Origin of the sequence: Neglectibacter timonensis (genome assembly GCF_900048895.1) — a bacterium.
GTDB classification, from domain to species: domain Bacteria; phylum Bacillota; class Clostridia; order Oscillospirales; family Acutalibacteraceae; genus Acutalibacter; species Acutalibacter timonensis.
In genome coordinates this window covers 1-15,096 of record NZ_LT160637.1, presented here as the reverse complement: position 1 = coordinate 15,096, position 15,096 = coordinate 1, and the positions used below count along the sequence as shown (strand labels likewise).

At 56.3% G+C, this 15,096-nt stretch carries 15 protein-coding genes; 1 reads left to right on the top strand and 14 read right to left on the bottom strand.

What is annotated here, in order from left to right; all coding sequences use genetic code 11:
* The first annotated feature begins 162 nt into the window (after positions 1-162).
* Positions 163-372 carry a helix-turn-helix domain-containing protein gene (locus tag BN3911_RS02775; RefSeq protein ID WP_066861114.1) on the top strand — a complete coding sequence of 70 codons (210 nt, stop codon included), beginning with the start codon at positions 163-165 and terminating at the stop codon, positions 370-372.
* Between the two features lie 176 nt (positions 373-548).
* On the opposite strand, the gene BN3911_RS02770 is transcribed toward BN3911_RS02775, so the two are convergent.
* The 14 genes from BN3911_RS02770 to BN3911_RS02705 form a co-directional block, all read right to left on the bottom strand.
* Positions 549-2,744 (bottom strand): polyribonucleotide nucleotidyltransferase, encoded by a 2,196-nt coding sequence (locus BN3911_RS02770; protein WP_066861111.1) that lies wholly within the window; start codon positions 2,742-2,744, stop codon positions 549-551.
* Positions 2,745-3,032: 288 nt separating this feature from the next.
* Positions 3,033-3,296 carry a 30S ribosomal protein S15 gene (gene rpsO, locus BN3911_RS02765; RefSeq protein ID WP_074039110.1) on the bottom strand — a complete coding sequence of 88 codons (264 nt, stop codon included), beginning with the start codon at positions 3,294-3,296 and terminating at the stop codon, positions 3,033-3,035.
* Between the two features lie 130 nt (positions 3,297-3,426).
* Positions 3,427-4,380, bottom strand: a complete 954-nt coding sequence (gene ribF / locus BN3911_RS02760) for a riboflavin biosynthesis protein RibF (RefSeq protein ID WP_066861108.1) — start codon at positions 4,378-4,380, stop codon at positions 3,427-3,429.
* A complete protein-coding gene (gene truB / locus BN3911_RS02755; protein WP_066861105.1) occupies positions 4,377-5,297 on the bottom strand; it encodes a tRNA pseudouridine(55) synthase TruB in 921 nt (306 codons plus the stop codon). The genes ribF and truB overlap by 4 nt, the downstream gene beginning before the upstream one ends.
* A gap of 53 nt (positions 5,298-5,350) precedes the next feature.
* Entirely contained in the window at positions 5,351-6,190 is an 840-nt protein-coding gene (locus BN3911_RS02750; protein ID WP_082942039.1) for a SagB/ThcOx family dehydrogenase, read from the bottom strand.
* A gap of 96 nt (positions 6,191-6,286) precedes the next feature.
* Positions 6,287-7,249 carry a DHH family phosphoesterase gene (locus tag BN3911_RS02745; protein ID WP_066861100.1) on the bottom strand — a complete coding sequence of 321 codons (963 nt, stop codon included), beginning with the start codon at positions 7,247-7,249 and terminating at the stop codon, positions 6,287-6,289.
* Positions 7,243-7,647: a 30S ribosome-binding factor RbfA gene (gene rbfA, locus BN3911_RS02740; RefSeq protein ID WP_066861097.1), complete on the bottom strand. Its 405-nt coding sequence runs from the start codon at positions 7,645-7,647 to the stop codon at positions 7,243-7,245. Before rbfA ends, BN3911_RS02745 begins: the two co-directional genes overlap by 7 nt.
* A gap of 28 nt (positions 7,648-7,675) precedes the next feature.
* A complete protein-coding gene (gene infB, locus BN3911_RS02735) occupies positions 7,676-10,084 on the bottom strand; it encodes a translation initiation factor IF-2 (RefSeq protein WP_066861095.1) in 2,409 nt (802 codons plus the stop codon).
* Positions 10,081-10,413 carry a L7Ae/L30e/S12e/Gadd45 family ribosomal protein gene (locus BN3911_RS02730; RefSeq protein WP_187127672.1) on the bottom strand — a complete coding sequence of 111 codons (333 nt, stop codon included), beginning with the start codon at positions 10,411-10,413 and terminating at the stop codon, positions 10,081-10,083. Before BN3911_RS02730 ends, infB begins: the two co-directional genes overlap by 4 nt.
* The gene (rnpM, locus tag BN3911_RS02725; RefSeq protein ID WP_066861090.1) at positions 10,403-10,705 is read right to left on the bottom strand and encodes an RNase P modulator RnpM; all 303 of its coding nucleotides are present in this window, start codon (positions 10,703-10,705) and stop codon (positions 10,403-10,405) included. The genes BN3911_RS02730 and rnpM overlap by 11 nt, the downstream gene beginning before the upstream one ends.
* A gap of 46 nt (positions 10,706-10,751) precedes the next feature.
* A complete protein-coding gene (nusA, locus tag BN3911_RS02720; RefSeq protein WP_066861087.1) occupies positions 10,752-11,834 on the bottom strand; it encodes a transcription termination factor NusA in 1,083 nt (360 codons plus the stop codon).
* Positions 11,835-11,973: 139 nt separating this feature from the next.
* A complete protein-coding gene (locus BN3911_RS02715; protein ID WP_242871065.1) occupies positions 11,974-12,468 on the bottom strand; it encodes a ribosome maturation factor RimP in 495 nt (164 codons plus the stop codon).
* A 246-nt stretch (positions 12,469-12,714) separates the two neighbouring features.
* Positions 12,715-13,254 carry a stage V sporulation T C-terminal domain-containing protein gene (locus BN3911_RS02710; RefSeq protein WP_066861084.1) on the bottom strand — a complete coding sequence of 180 codons (540 nt, stop codon included), beginning with the start codon at positions 13,252-13,254 and terminating at the stop codon, positions 12,715-12,717.
* A 248-nt stretch (positions 13,255-13,502) separates the two neighbouring features.
* Positions 13,503-14,864 carry a cation:proton antiporter gene (locus BN3911_RS02705; RefSeq protein WP_066861081.1) on the bottom strand — a complete coding sequence of 454 codons (1,362 nt, stop codon included), beginning with the start codon at positions 14,862-14,864 and terminating at the stop codon, positions 13,503-13,505.
* Positions 14,865-15,096: the final 232 nt, after the last annotated feature.

Sequence of the window (15,096 nt, the reverse complement as noted above, 5' to 3'; positions counted from 1 at the left end):
AGGTATTACATTAGAAAAATGATGCAGAATGCTCAATTGCCAACCAGGCAGTATTTTACGTTATGTCCCCGATAGACAAGAGAAATTGTAGCACATAGTGAATTTATTCACTATAATATTTCAAAAAAAATATCCTATACTTGCACTAAAAGGTGTGAGTGTATGGCAATAGATTATCAGCCTCTGCTAGATATAATGGGAAAGAAAAAAATCAGTTGGTACCGTTTAGAAAAGTTGGGAATAGACAATCGAACAGTGCACCAGCTGCGTCACAACCTAAATATTACTACAGGCACCATTGGCAAGCTATGTAAGATTTTGGAGTGCCAACCAGGTGACATCCTGCGGTATCGTCCAGACGACGAGTCATAATAATGTGAAATTATTGATACATTGTATAAAAATATAACATGCCCCATCGCTAAAGTCAAGAAGATTTTTTGTCAGGAATATCTTGCCTTTCTTTCCAGGAAGAGAGGCGTTTGTATTTCAATCTGAGAAAAACAAAACCCCGGAGAGCGTCCCTCTCCGGGGTTTCTTCTGACTTCTCAGGACCTTCTGTCGTGATCCCTGCGGGGACGGCGGTCCCAGTCGCCGTGGTCGCGGCGGGGGCCTCTGTCCTCGGAGACCGTGTTTTCCGGCACAGCGCCGTCCAGGTCGATCAGGGCGTCGCGACGGCTGAGGTTCAGCCTGCCCTTATCGTCAATTTCAAGCACCTTCACCTTGACTACGTCGCCGACATTCACCACGTCGGTGACCTTCTCCGTGCGCTTGATATCCAGACGGGAAATGTGCACCAGGCCTTCCTTGCCGGGGGCAATCTCCACAAAAGCGCCGAAGTCCATGATGCGGGTCACCTTGCCGTTGTAATAGGAACCCGGCTCCGGGTCGTTGACAATTGTATCCACAATATCCATGGCGCGGTGGCACTTTTCGATGTCGATACCGGAAATGAACACATGGCCGTCCTCTTCGATATCCATCTTGATGTCGCACTCAGCGCAGATCTTCTGGATGACCTTGCCGCCGGAACCGATGACCTCGCGGATTTTGTCCACGGGAATCTGCATGGAAAGCATCTTGGGCGCATATTTGGAAAGCTCGGGACGAACCTCGGGAATCGCCTTCAGCATGATTTCGTCGATGATATAGTTGCGGGCCTTGTGGGTTTTCTCCAGGGCTTCCTTTACCATTTCAGGCAGCAGGCCGGAAATCTTCAGGTCCATCTGGATGGCGGTGATCCCCTTTTTGGTGCCGCCCACCTTAAAGTCCATATCCCCGAAGAAGTCTTCAATCCCCTGGATATCCACCATGGTCATCCAGCGGTCGCCCTCGGTGATCAGTCCGCAGGAAATGCCTGCCACAGGGGCCTTGATGGGCACGCCGGCATCCATCAGGGCCAGCGTGGAACCGCAGATAGAGGCCTGGGAGGTGGAGCCGTTGGAGGAGAGCACCTCGGAAACCAGACGGATGGTGTAGGGGAATTCATCCACATCCGGAATGACTGGCACCAGCGCACGCTCCGCCAGAGCGCCGTGGCCCACTTCCCGACGGCCGGGGCCGCGGCTGGGCCGGGTCTCACCCACAGAATAGGAAGGGAAATTATAGTGGTGGATATAGCGTTTCGACTCTTCCTCGTCAATGCCGTCCAGCAGCTGGTTGTCACGGATGGAACCGAGAGTGGCCACGGTCAGCACTTGCGTCTGTCCGCGGGTAAACATACCGGAGCCGTGTACCCGGGGCAGCAGCGCAACTTCAGCAGCCAGCGGGCGCATATCGTTCATGCCGCGGCCGTCCACACGCTTCTGTTCATCCAGCAGCCAGCGCCGCACCACATATTTCTGAGTTTTATACATGCACTCGTCGATTTTCGCTCCCTGCTCGGGATAAACCTCGTCGAACTTCTCATGCACCTTTTCGTAAACAGGCTTCAAGCGCTCGTCGCGCACGGTCTTGTCGTCTGTATCCAGGGCGGCGCGCACGTCGTCTTCTGCAAAAGCCTTGATGGCCTCGAACATCTCCGGCTCCGGCTCATTGCTGGGATACTCAAACTTGGCCTTACCGATTTCGGCCTGAATGCCCTTGATGAACGCAATGATCTTCTGGTTTGCCTCGTGCCCGGCCATGATGCCGTTGTACATAACTTCATCGGAGATTTCAAAGGCGCCGGCTTCGATCATGGCGATCCGCTCTGAGGTGGAAGCCACCGTCACAGCCATTTCGGAAACCTTGCGCTGCTCGGCGTTGGGGTTGATAACGAACTCGCCGTCGACCAGACCCACGGACACACCGGAAATCGGGCCGTTCCACGGAATGTCGGAGATGGACAGGGCGATGGAAGTGCCCACCATGGCCGCAATTTCGGGAGAGCAGTCCTGATCCACGGACATGACGGTGCAGACGATGGAAACGTCGTTGCGCATGTCCTTGGGGAACAGCGGGCGGATCGGGCGGTCAATCATCCGGCAGACCAGAATGGCCTTGTCGGTGGGGCGTCCTTCCCGCTTCAGGAAGGAGCCGGGGATCTTTCCCACGGAATAGAGCTTCTCCTCGAAATCTACAGAGAGGGGGAAGAAGTCGATGCCGTCTCTCGGTTTGGCGGACGCTGTGGCGGCCACATGCACCACAGTCTCGCCGTAGCGGACCAGGCATTCGCCGTTGGCCAGCTGCGCCATCTTGCCGGTTTCCACAACCAGGGGCCGCCCGGCAAATTCTGTTTCATACACTTTAAAGTTCTCGAACATAATACAATCCTTTCTCCCAGCTGAGGGAACCGTTTGCTGAAAGGCGGTCCTGTTTGACAAGGAAACAAGTCCAATCCTGCACGAAGGGGCTTCGGCTTGTTTGCTTGTAAAACAGTTCCGCCGTAAAAAGAGCGAAAGGCTGTGCCTGCCGGCCGGAAGGCCCGCAACCACAGCCCGTTGCATCTTTCTTTTACCTTGCTTTTCCCGCGCTCCGAGCTGCGGAATTGTGTTTCAGACGTCCGTCAGAATCACAAAACGCGAAGTTTGAAAAGCATTCGCTTCAAACTTTTACTTACGGATGCCGAGCTCGGCGATAATGGAACGATACCGCTCGATGTCGATCTTTGTCAGGTAGTTGAGAAGGTTTCTCCTCTGGCCGACCATTTTCAGGAGGCCGCGGCGGGAGTGATGGTCCTTCTTGTTGATGCGCAGGTGATCGGTGAGGTCGTTGATTCTCTTGGTGAGAACGGCGATCTGCACTTCGGGAGAGCCCGTGTCGCCCTCATGGCGCGCATACTTCTGGATAATTTCAGTCTTTTCTGTTTTAGTCATAACAATCACCTTTTCCGCGGATATCCGCTAAATTCACCCATGTCCACAGGTTTGGGTCGGTGGTTCCCAAATCCGAGGATAGGGCAGCTTGATTATTTTAGCACAGAGGCCCGGTTTTGTAAAGCTTTTTTCAGGATTGGCGGGAAAAATTGCAGGTTTCAAGCCCAAAACCGGGGGGCGGGCAGGCCCGGGCAATCTCCTTTGCCTGCCGTGCGTTTTTCGAAATTTCTTCCTTCAGCTCCTGCAGGGAGCCGAATTTCTTTTCCGGCCGGAGGAAGCGAAGCAGGAACAACCGCACCCGCTTGCCATACAGGTCGCCGGAGAAATCCGGCATCCAGGTTTCCGAAAGCACCCGGTCAGAGCCCACCGTGGGCTTCAGGCCGATATTGGTGACGCCGGCAAAATATTTTCCTCCCACCCGCACCCAGGAAGCGTATACGCCGAACTTCGGCAGGACAAAATTGTCCGGGATAGCCTGGTTGATGGTGGGGGTTCCCAGGCCTGTGCCGATGTGGTTGCCGTGAATGACCTCCAGGGAAAAGCCGAAAGGCCTTCCCAGAAGCCGGTTTGCCAGAGGAATGTCCGCAGCCTCCACCGCGGCCCGGATGCGGGTAGAGCTCACCTTTTCTCCATCCTCCAGCACGGGAGGAACCACGAAAAGCTCCACTCCGTTTTCCAGGCAGAAACGCTGCAGCAGGGAAACGTCCCCAGCCGCCCCCCGGCCAAACCGGAAATCCTCTCCGCAGCAGAGCCTTTTGGCCCGGCATTTGCGGAAGAGAACCTCCTCCGCAAACGTGCGGGCCTCCATCTCCCTGACCTCGGAAAAGCGCATGCTGTACAGCCTGCGGATCCCCGCCGTTTCCAGCAGCCGCTCCTTGTCGCGGGGCGTCACCACGGAGCAGACTCCCGAAGGGCTGCTCTCAAAGGTAAACACTGCAGGTTCCCAGTATTCCAACCCCGGCCCCGGAGCCGCCGCGGCATGGATGACCGCCATATGCCCCCGGTGCAGTCCGTCAAAGGTTCCCAAAGCCAGAGAACAGGGGGCGGTCGCTGCAATTTGGTCCAATTTTGTGATTAGCTTCAAAGGGCATCCTCCTGTTCCCGGAATAATTTCAGGAATTTCAGCTCGCCGCTTTCCGGCGCGGCCTGGGCCAGGCCCAGAAAGACCCTTTCGGGGCCATAAAGCCGGAACCGCATTCCCTGCCTGACCGTGATTTTTGGCATGTACAGGCGGTCCATGGAGAGGGAACCTCCATTGCAGAACCGGAGCGCCTGGGCAGGGCTTGTCCGCACCGCAGGATATTCCCCGAACACGCGGTCGATGGGAAGAAGCACCTGGCGGAGAGCACCCTGTGCGGCAAGTTCCCGAAGCTCCTCCAGAGTATGTGCCTCCGTTTCCTGAAAGCCGCAGGCCCGTACCCGCCGCAGGCCCGTCATCACGCCGCAGGTCCCCACGGACTTGGCGATATCCTCAATGAGGGTGCGGATGTAGGTTCCCTTGGAACAGGCCACCCGGAGGACCCCTTCCCGGTTTTCCGGGGAATAGGCCTCAAGCACCAGCTTTTCAATATAAATTTTTCTGGCTTCCCGCTCCACCTCAATGCCTTTGCGGGCCAGTTCATACAGGCGTTTCCCATGGACCGACACGGCGGAATACATGGGCGGAATCTGACTGATCTGTCCCCGAAAGCCGTCCAGGGCCAGATCCAGGGAGTTCCGGGACACGGCACGGGAATCTGTCTCCACAGTTTTTCCGGTCACATCCCCTGTATCCGTCCGTTCTCCGAAGCGGAAAGCGGCCCGGTATTCCTTTGCCGTATCCGGAAGCAGATCCGCCGCTTTGGCGGCGCGCCCCAGCAGCAGAGGGAGCACGCCGGTGGCCATGGGATCCAAAGTCCCGGTATGTCCTATTTTCCGTTCCTTTGCCAGCCCGCGCATCACCGCGACTGCGTCGAAGGAAGTAAAGTCCTGTGGTTTATCCAATATGATGACGCCGTTCATGGTATCCTCTCCATCTCTGAAGCTGTTTGGGAAAAGCTGGAGAAACAGCGGGGTTAGAGCCCTTCCTCCTCCACGAAGCGGTAAAAGTCCTTCTCCGCCTTCTCGTTTTCCACCCGGATGGTGCCCACGCTTTCCGTATAGACGGTGAACTCCTCTTCTCCGTCCAGCTCAAAAGTGCTGTCGCACAGGGCCTGGTCATAAGCGCCGATGCCGCAGGTCCCCAGGCCCAGGGCAGCGCAGGCCAGATAGAGGTTTTCCCCCACATGGCCCATATCCGCCATGATCATCCTGTGGGCGTAAATGCCGTAGCGCCATTCGCTGCGGTAGGGGACGAGAGACCAGTAAAACACCACGTTTGATTTTGCCGCCCAGGTCTGGCCGCAGAGGCTGCGGTCCATCAGCCCGGTGAGCGCCTCCTCGTTTTCCATGGGCTTAAGCAGCTCCAGCTGATGGGTCATGGGCAGGTAGTGATAAGCGCCGGGGGTCAGCCCATCTACCTTTTTTACCAGAAGGTAAGTTTCAAAGGGATGGCGGGCTCCGCCGCAGGGCGCGGTGCGCAGGGTGGCGTAGGATTTCCCGCGGATCTCCTTTACCCCCTGGGTGGCCCAAAGCAGGAAGGAGAGCTGCAGCAGGCTCATGCTTTCCTGAGTGTACACCCGGGAGCTTTTCCGCCGAAGGAGGACGGTGAGAAAATCCTCCTTCATCCCCAGTTCATGAAAATCCCTGGGCAGGTCTATCGGGGGATATTCCCGCATCTTCGCTTTGACCAGCGGAGGCTGGGGAAGCTTTTTTTCCTGGTCGGTCAAATAATCGGAGCTTTCCTCTTCTTCCGCCTTGGATTTCAAAAAAGCCCGTCCCTTTTCGATCAATTCCTGAATTGTCTTTTCCTCCATACCCGTATCCATTCCTTTCTTTTTTTCAGACAGCCGGCCATCTGGCTTGAAGTGATATTCGGAAACGCAGAGAGCGTTTCCGCCCTCTGCGTTCCATTACAACAGGTTCAATTCCCGCAGGTAGTCTTCACAGGCTGCGGTCATCTGTGCCGCGGCCTTCTCCATGGTGATGCCCGGAAAGGAACAGCCCGCTGCCCCTTTGTGCCCGCCGCCGCCGAACCTGGCGCAGAGCCGGGCGGAATCCGCCGGGAGATTGGTGCGCACGGAAGCTTTCACCTCGCCGTTTTCCTTTTCCTTCAGCGTCACACCGATGACAACGCCTTCAATCTGTCTGGGCAGGGTTGCGACGCCGTCCAAATCGCTGTCCGCGGCGCCGGTTGTCTCATAGACGGACCGGGGCACGCGCACCATGGCGCATTTCCCGCCGCAGAAAAATTCCATCCCGTCCAGCACGATCCGCTCCGCCTCCACCTGCGCCTTGGATTTGCTCTCAAACATGACGCGGTTGATCTCCCCGGCATCGGCTCCCCATTCGATCACTTCAGCGGCGATACGGTGCGTGCGGGGCGTGACGCTGCGGTAGCGGAAACAGCCGGTATCCGTGGTAAGGCCCGTATAGATACAGTCTGCAATCGCCCGGTCCGGGCCGACGCCCAGCTCCTGCAGCAGCAGGAAGACCAGCTCCGTGGTGGCGGCGCTGTGGGGTTCCACCCAGCGCTGCGGCGCAAAGGGGACATGAGTGCCATGGTGGTCGACCGCCAGCTCGATCCGGCCTTCAAACTGTTCCCGAAGGCCCCCCAGCAGCGACAGATCCGCTACGTCCACAGTCATCACATGCTCCGGTGCAAAGTCCTCTTGGGGCATGCCGTCGAAGAGATACCCATACTTGGGTGCAATCGTATCTGCACAGGCAAACCGCGCCCTTTTGCCCAGGGCCAGCAGCCCGCGCATCAGGGCGCAGGCAGAGCCCAGGGTATCTCCATCGGGAGAGGCGTGGCTCAGCACCAGAATGTTATCCCAATTTCTGAGCACTGCGGCGGTTTCGGCACAATTCAGCATCGGCTTCCATCCCCGTTTTCTTCAGAATCCTCCTCCGGAACGGCTTCAGGCTCCTTCTTTTCCAGATCCTGAAGCATTCTGGAGATGTTGGCGCCGTATTCAATGGAATCCGTCGCCTTAAAAATCAATTCCGGCACATGGCGCAGCGAAAGCATTCTCCCCAATTCGTGGCGGATATAGCCTGCTGCAGATTTCAGGCCCGTCACCGCTACCTTTGTGCGGTCCATGCCCTCCATGGTGCTCACATAGACCGTGCAGTAGGAGAGGTCGTTGGTCACCTCCACCCGCACGACGCTCAGGAAACAGTCCTTTACCCGCGGGTCCTTAACCTCCCGCAGGATCGCGGTCAGCTCTCTCTTAACGTCCTCGGTGATCCGTCCCAGCTTATGTCCAGCCATTTGCAGATCCCCCTTTCTGTAGCTCCTATCAGTCCCGGTACTCTTCCATCTCGTAGGCTTCCAGGATATCTCCCTGCTTGATATCGGAGAACTTCTCCAGAGTGATGCCGCAGTCGTACCCTTCGGCAACCTCCTTCACATCATCCTTGAAGCGGCGCAGGGACCCGATCTTGTCGTCGGCTACGATAATACCATCGCGCACCACACGGATTTGCGCGTTTCTTGTAATTTTGCCGCTGGTGACGTGTCCGCCGATAACCATACCCACGTTGGTGATCTTGTAGGTTTCGCGGCATTCCGCCTTGCCCAGGCCCACCTCGCGGTACTTGGGCGCCAGCATTCCCTTCATGGCGGATTCGATCTCCTCGATGCAGTCGTAGATGATCCGGTACAGGCGCATATCCACGCCGTCCCGCTTGGCATTCTCCTCCGCAACAGGATCGGGACGCACATTGAAGCCCACGATGATGGCGTTGGAGGCGTTTGCCAGCATGACGTCGCTTTCGCTGACAGCGCCCACGGCGCCGTGAATAATGTTGACGCGGACCTCTTCGTTGGAAAGCTTTTCCAGAGATTGGCGCACAGCCTCCACGGAGCCCTGCACGTCAGCCTTGACGATGATCTTCAGCTCCTTCATATCCCCTTCCTTCATCTGGTCGAAGAGGTTGTCGAGAGTCACCTTTGTCTGGGCGTTAAACTGCTGCTCTTTCTGTTCGCTCAGGCGCTGTTCCACCAGCTCCCGGGCCAAGCGTTCATCAGAGACAACGTTGAAGATGTCTCCGCCCACGGGAACGTCGCCCAGGCCTGTTATCTCCACCGGTACGGAGGGTCCTGCTTCCTGCACACGGCGTCCCTTGTCGTCCATCATGGAACGCACGCGGCCCACGGTTGTGCCCGCTACAATAGTATCTCCGGAATGCAGGGTTCCATTCTGCACCAGCACCGTGGCGATGGGGCCCATGCCCCTGTCCAGCCTGGCCTCGATCACCGTACCCTTGGCCGCACGGTCGGGGTTGGCCTTGAGCTCCAGCATGTCTGCGGTAAGGATAATCATCTCCAGTAGGTCGTCAAGACCTGCCTTGGTCACTGCCGAAACGGGAATACAGGGCGTGTCGCCGCCCCACTCCTCGGGAACGAGGGAATATTCGGTAAGCTGCTGCTTCACACGGTCAGGGTCTGCGCTGGGCTTATCCATTTTGTTGATGGCCACAATGATGGAAACGCCTGCGGCCTTTGCGTGGTTGATAGCCTCCACGGTCTGCGGCATGATGCCGTCGTCCGCAGCCACCACCAGCACCGCGATATCCGTCACCTGGGCGCCTCTGGCGCGCATGGTGGTAAACGCGGCGTGTCCGGGAGTATCCAGGAAGGTCACATCCCGGTCTCCCACCTTGACGCGGTAGGCGCCGATATGCTGGGTGATGCCGCCGGCCTCTCCCTCCGTGACGTTGGAATGACGGATGGCGTCCAGAACAGAGGTCTTGCCATGATCGACGTGGCCCATAACCACCACAACAGGCGCACGGGACACCAGGTTTTCCTCGTTGTCCTCGCTGTCGTCGATAATCTGTTCCTCGATGGTGACCACCACTTCCTTTTCCACCTTTGCGTGGAATTCGTCGGCGATCAGCACCGCGGTGTCAAAATCAATCATGTCGTTGATGGAGGCGAACACGCCCAGACCCATCAGCTTTTTGATGACCTCGGGGGCGGAAACCTTCAGGCGCAGGGCAAAATCTCCCACAGTGATCTCTTCGGGAATCTCGATGGTGATGTGCTTGGCCTTGCGCTCCTGGGCGATACGGTTCAGCCTTTCAGCCTCGGTTTCCCGCTTGCCGCGGCGCTGGTTCCCTCTTCTCTGCTGATTGCGGTTGGTGAATTTCTGCTTAGTCACCACATTGTCCGTCTTCACCTTCTGGTCGGCCAGACGGTCGTATTTTTCATTGTACCGGTCGATATTCACGTTGGAAGACCGGGTGTCGATGACGCGCCGGACAGGCTCGCGCACCTCGGTGACCACCACGGGCTGCTGGCTCCCCTGGGGCGCGTTCTGCGGCTGTGCAGGCTTCTGCTGCTGGGGGGCAGCCTGCTGCCTCTGCTGCGGCCGGTTCTGATTCTGAGCGGCGCCGTTGCCCCTTTTCTCTCCGCGGGGCTGGGCGGTTTTCTGCTGCTGCGCCGGCTTTGCCGCGGCGGCCGGGGCAGGGGCCGGCTGTACTGCCGGCACGGCGGAACCGCCGCGTTCTGCAAAATAGGCGTCCAGATTGTCCACGCTCCGCTGTTGGGTAAAAGTTTCGAACACCACGTCCAGCTCATTTTCCTCCAGAGCAGTCATATATTTCTTGGGCTCCGGGAAATATTTGGACAGGGTATCAAGCACATCCTTGTTGGGAATATCCAAATCCTTCGCCACTTCACGAACTCTGTATTTTATCATCATAAAACGCATTCCTCCTTCTCACGCTTACCGTCTTCCACCATCGAGAGCACCGCTTTGGCGAACCCCCTGTCTGTCAGAGCATGCACACCCGCTTTTCTGCCGCAGGCGCGGCTTGTTTCCTCTATGTCCGCCGGTATCCTCACAACGGGGATTCCCGCCTTTTCCGCTTCATAGCGGAGATTCTGAAACGTCTTCTCCGAAATATCCCGCGCTGCCAAAAGCAGTGCGGCTTTTCCCTCCCGGGCGGCGATGACCGCCGCATCGAAGCCGCTTTCGAGCTTTCCGGCTCTTCTGGCGAGCCCAAGCATCGAGAGCAGTTTAGTTACCACCCTGTGAAATCTCTCCTTCCATACGCTCGTAGACCTCATCGGGGATCTTGCAGGAAAAGGCTCTCTCCAGCCTTCTGGCCTTGCGTGCCAGTCTGAGGCATTCCGGATTCCTGCACAGATACGCGCCTCTGCCGGGCTTCTTTCCCGTCAGGTCCAGTGAAATTTCAGGCGGCAGCGGGCTGCCGCTTTCATCCTCCTTCTGAGGGGCCTTTACCACCCGGACCAGCTCCTTTTTCGGCTTCATCTCGCCGCATCCGGTACACATCCGCATGGGTATCTTCTTTTGATGCATCCGCTCTGTACACCTCCGGAAACTAAGATTTGTCGCTGCTTTTTGCTTATTCCTCTTCTCCGTAGAAACCGCTCTGGGGCTTGATGTCGATTTTCCAGCCGGTCAGCTTGGCGGCAAGGCGGGCGTTCTGGCCCTTGTTGCCAATCGCCAGGGAAAGCTGATTGTCGGGCACAGTCACCTTGCATGCCCGGGAGCCGTCTTCGGAAAGCTCCACAGAGACCACGTTGGCCGGGGAAAGGGAGGCCGCCACGAACAGCTTGGGGTCTTCGTTGTATTCCACAATATCGATCTTCTCGCCCCCCAGTTCATCCACAATTTCGGATACTCTGGCTCCTCTGGCGCCGATGCAGGCGCCCACCGCGTCCACATCCGGGTTGTGACTGACAACTGCCAGCTTCGTACGGGAACCTGCTTCCCGAGATACTGCTTTAATTTCCACGGTACCGTCATAGATTTCCGGTACTTCGGTTTCAAACATGCGCTTGACCAGGTCGGGGTGGGTACGGGAAATGATGGCCTTCGGCCCTTTCTCCGTCTCGCGGACATCCACTACATAAACCTTTATGTAGTCGCCCTCGCGTACATTCTCGCCGCCGATCTGTTCGTTTTTGGGAAGCACGGCCTCGGCCTTGCCGATCCGAAGGGAGATGGCCCCGGTTTTGGGGTCGATCCGCTCTACCAATCCGCTGACCAGTTCCTGGTGCTTTGACTGGAATTCCTGCATCATCTGGCCGCGCTCGCTGTCGCGGATGCCCTGACGGATAATGTTCCGTGCGGTTTGCGCCGCCACCCTGCCGAACTGCTTGGTGTCCAGCTTAATGCCCACAAGGCTTCCTTCCAAGGCCAAGGGGTCGATCTCTCTGGCCTTTTCCAGCAGAATTTCCCGCTCGGGATTTTCCACCTCGGTCTTGACCTCTTTTTTCAGGTAGACATCGAATTTACCCGTTTCCGCGTTGATTTCAATGTCCACATCCTCATTGCCGTAATTGTTTTTACAGGCCGTGGAGATAGCTTTCTTGATCTTATCCAGCATGAACTCCACCGGGATTCCCTTTTCCTTTTCCAGAAGATTCAGGGCGATAAACAGTTCTTCGTTGCCTTGCTTTTCCGGTTCTTTCTTCCTAGCCATTTTTCCGATTCGCTCCTTCTTTTACTCTCTTTGCAAAGGCTGATTCTCTCCCGTAAAACTGCGCCTGCCGCCCAGCCCTCACCCAGCAGCCGGCCATGCCGGCTCCGGGACGCCGGGAGAATTTTGTGTTCCGGCGGATTTATTCTGAAAAGTCGTCCTCCAGCAAATTGACGGACGAACATTCCTTCTTTTGCAGGGTACAGCTGGTTTCCTCGTCCAGCTGCACTTCAAATTCCCCGTTTTCCTCTGCCCGAAGCAGAACCCCCTGCAGCAGCCGGCTGCCATCCTCCAGGGGCCGAATCAATTTCACCTGCACCGGTGCGCCAAGGAAAGCGGCGAAATGCTCCGGCTTTACAAGCTTCCGATTGATGCCGGGAGAAGATACCTCCAGGGTATATTCCTGAGGGATGGGGTCCTCCCGGTCCAAGACCGGGTCGATGGCGTGGGTCATATCCACACAGTCGTCGATCCCCACGCCATCTTCTTTGTCGATGAAAATGCGCAGAAACCAATCCGCGCCCTCCTTCAAAAACTGAACATCCCAGATGGAAAGTCCCAGCTCCCTGGCCAAAGGCTCTGCCATCTCGCGGACGCGTTCCGCCACGCCGCCCTTTTTTTTCGTCTCGGGACTCACTCAAACCCCTCCTTTTTTCTGTACAAAACCGGCGTGTCGGCGCCGGTTCCCGGGGCATCCCCATGGAACCTCCCCGAAAGCAAACAAAAGAGCGGGTCGCCCCACTCTTTCATCATCCACTCTATTACCGTACTTATTATAGCACCTGGGTTTTCGAAAATCAAGCCCCAAGGCGGCGTACAGGCGCATTTCCTATGGCTTCCGGGCCATAAAAAAGCTTTTTCAGGGCTTCTCAGACACAGGCTGTCAAGCTTCCAGCTGACGAGACAGGAACATCGCCGCAGCTTTCACGCTCTCTGCCGCCTCCGAACTCAGACGGGCTGGGCTCTTTTCTCCCTTAAGCAGAAGCACCGCGCCCATAACATCGCCCACAGAGATGACCGGATACACGGCCAGCGCCGCTGCCGGCACACCCTGGGCGATGAGCACGGTATTGTCGGATGTGGTCAGAAAACTTTTTTTGGACTGGACAAGCTCGTCCAGCTGGGGGGAAACCGGGCGGTGCAGAAGCTCTTTTTTGGCAGGGCCTGCTACCGCGATGATCTGCTCCGTATCGCATACCGCGGCGGCGTGGCCGGTCAGTGTAACCAGAGTCTCTGCATAGGCTGCCGCCAACTGCGACATCTCTCCTACGGGCGAATACTTCTTGAGAATCACTTCGCCGGCAACATCCGTAAAAATTTCCATAGGCATGCCTTCCCGAATTTTCAGCGTGCGGCGGATCTCCTTGGGAATCACCACTCTTCCGAGGTCGTCGATCCTGCGCACAATTCCTGTGGCTTTCATAGCTAATGGCCATCCTTTCTTCTCCGGGCCTTGCTGGAATGGCCTTGAAAGCCTTTCCATACAATTTTTTCCCGTAAATCATGCCGCTTTTGCGGCTTGTTATCGCGAGGTTATTATTTGCCAGCTTTTTTTGTTTTATCCTTTCTTTCCATCATTTGTTGTGTTCTTTTACCGTTTTTCTCCCAAGGAATCATTTGCTAGAAAAGAATCCCCCCTGCCAAGCAGAGGGGATTCCATAGATAATTAAATTATTTCTTATTCTTTGTACTTTCCGTCTTGGGAGTTTCCTGCTCTTCCTTAAAAAAGAGCTTCCGGGCATCCTCGTCTATCATATCATCCAGCTTGGCCGTCAGCTCATAGCGGTCTACCAGCGGGCTGGAGGGCTCAGTTTCCGGAATGGCATGGAGACTGGGCTTGACCCGAAACGCAATTTTCAGGGCGATGGGCGTAAAGACGGCGCAGCACACCACCATGATGATGACAGGGCCAAAATAGGCGTCCGGCATCAGGCCCATTGCGGCGCCCTTGTTGGCTACAATCAGAGCAACCTCGCCCCGGCAGGCCATACCCAGACCCACCTGGACGCTTTCCTTCCAGTTAAACCCGCATGCTTTTGCGCCCAAGCCGCAGCCGATCAGCTTGGAACCAATGGCTACCACCACCAGCAGAATGGCGAATACCACGATCTGCCAGGACATTTCCGGAATAGCTACCTTGAGTCCGATGTTGGCAAAGAAAATCGGGGTGAGCAGCAGATAGGACAGAGGTTGGAATTTTGAGTCTATGTACGCTCCTTTGGGTGTGTTTGCAATGATGACGCCGGCGGAAAAGGCGCCGATAATGTCGGCCACCCCAAAGATTCGCTCCGCCACAAAGGCCATGCCCAGGCAGAGCACAAAGGCCAGCAGGGGGAATCGGTGCAGGTTCTTGTTGTAGCGGTTTTCATACCAAGTGAAGCCCTTGATGCCGAGAAAAGCCATCACCGCCACAAAGACGAAGAACAGTACGATTTTCAGAAGGACCATCCAGATGTTCACATCTGCGCCGGCCAGGCTTGTGACGATCGTCAGTACGACCAGGCCCATCACATCGTCGATCAGCGCGGCGGCCAGGATGGTGTTGCCCACCTTGGAGTTGAGCTTGCCGATTTCTTTGAGGGTTTCCACCGTGATGGAAACGGAAGTGGCGGTGAGAATGGTGCCGATGAAGATGTGCTGCAGAATCAGATTGGGTCCGGCCTCGTCGGGAGAGAACAGGAAACCCAGCAGAGCGCCCAGCCCCAGGGGAACCAGCACACCGATCAGTGCCACCAGGAAGCCGGATTTTCCGGCGTTCTTCAGTTCATGGATGTCTGTGGTCATACCCGCGCTGAACATGATGACGATGACGCCAATCTCAGAAAGATGGCTCAAAAAATCTGTGGGCTTAAGGAAGAAGGGCTCCAAAAAACCAGGCAGATGCAGGATGTTGAACAGCGCCGGGCCGAAGATGATACCGGCAATCAGCGCGCCCACAACCTGGGGCATCTGCAGCTTCCGGGTAAGCAGCCCAAAAATTTTTGTGCTGAGCAAAATCAGCGCAATGTCGTACAAAAATCGATACGATTCCACTTTACGTTACCCCTTTCAAGCGTAAACTCTCAAAATTTTACCACAGTATATTATAGTCCAAAATTACTGCATTGCAAGCTTTTTCTCCCCGTGCTGAACGAATGGAAAAAATGATGAAAAAAGTGGAGAAAAGGATGATTTTTTAAGAACAAACGTAACCCCAAAAGCACTGCGCACCTGCCGAGGCGCGCAGGAGAATATAGATAACTTCAACTCGCGTGGAAAAGAAGCC

Bases quoted from the DNA above. Each gene is read 5' to 3' on its own strand.
- BN3911_RS02775 (WP_066861114.1), top strand. From the start codon at position 163: ATGGCAATAGATTATCAGCCTCTGCTAGATATAATGGGAAAGAAAAAA.
- truB (WP_066861105.1), bottom strand. From the start codon at position 5,297: ATGAACGGCGTCATCATATTGGATAAACCACAGGACTTTACTTCCTTC.
- infB (WP_066861095.1), bottom strand. From the start codon at position 10,084: ATGATGATAAAATACAGAGTTCGTGAAGTGGCGAAGGATTTGGATATT.
- nusA (WP_066861087.1), bottom strand. From the start codon at position 11,834: ATGGCTAGGAAGAAAGAACCGGAAAAGCAAGGCAACGAAGAACTGTTT.
- BN3911_RS02770 (WP_066861111.1), bottom strand. From the start codon at position 2,744: ATGTTCGAGAACTTTAAAGTGTATGAAACAGAATTTGCCGGGCGGCCC.
- BN3911_RS02750 (WP_082942039.1), bottom strand. From the start codon at position 6,190: ATGGAGGAAAAGACAATTCAGGAATTGATCGAAAAGGGACGGGCTTTT.
- rpsO (WP_074039110.1), bottom strand. From the start codon at position 3,296: ATGACTAAAACAGAAAAGACTGAAATTATCCAGAAGTATGCGCGCCAT.
- rnpM (WP_066861090.1), bottom strand. From the start codon at position 10,705: ATGCATCAAAAGAAGATACCCATGCGGATGTGTACCGGATGCGGCGAG.
- BN3911_RS02745 (WP_066861100.1), bottom strand. From the start codon at position 7,249: ATGCTGAATTGTGCCGAAACCGCCGCAGTGCTCAGAAATTGGGATAAC.
- BN3911_RS02710 (WP_066861084.1), bottom strand. From the start codon at position 13,254: ATGAAAGCCACAGGAATTGTGCGCAGGATCGACGACCTCGGAAGAGTG.
- rbfA (WP_066861097.1), bottom strand. From the start codon at position 7,647: ATGGCTGGACATAAGCTGGGACGGATCACCGAGGACGTTAAGAGAGAG.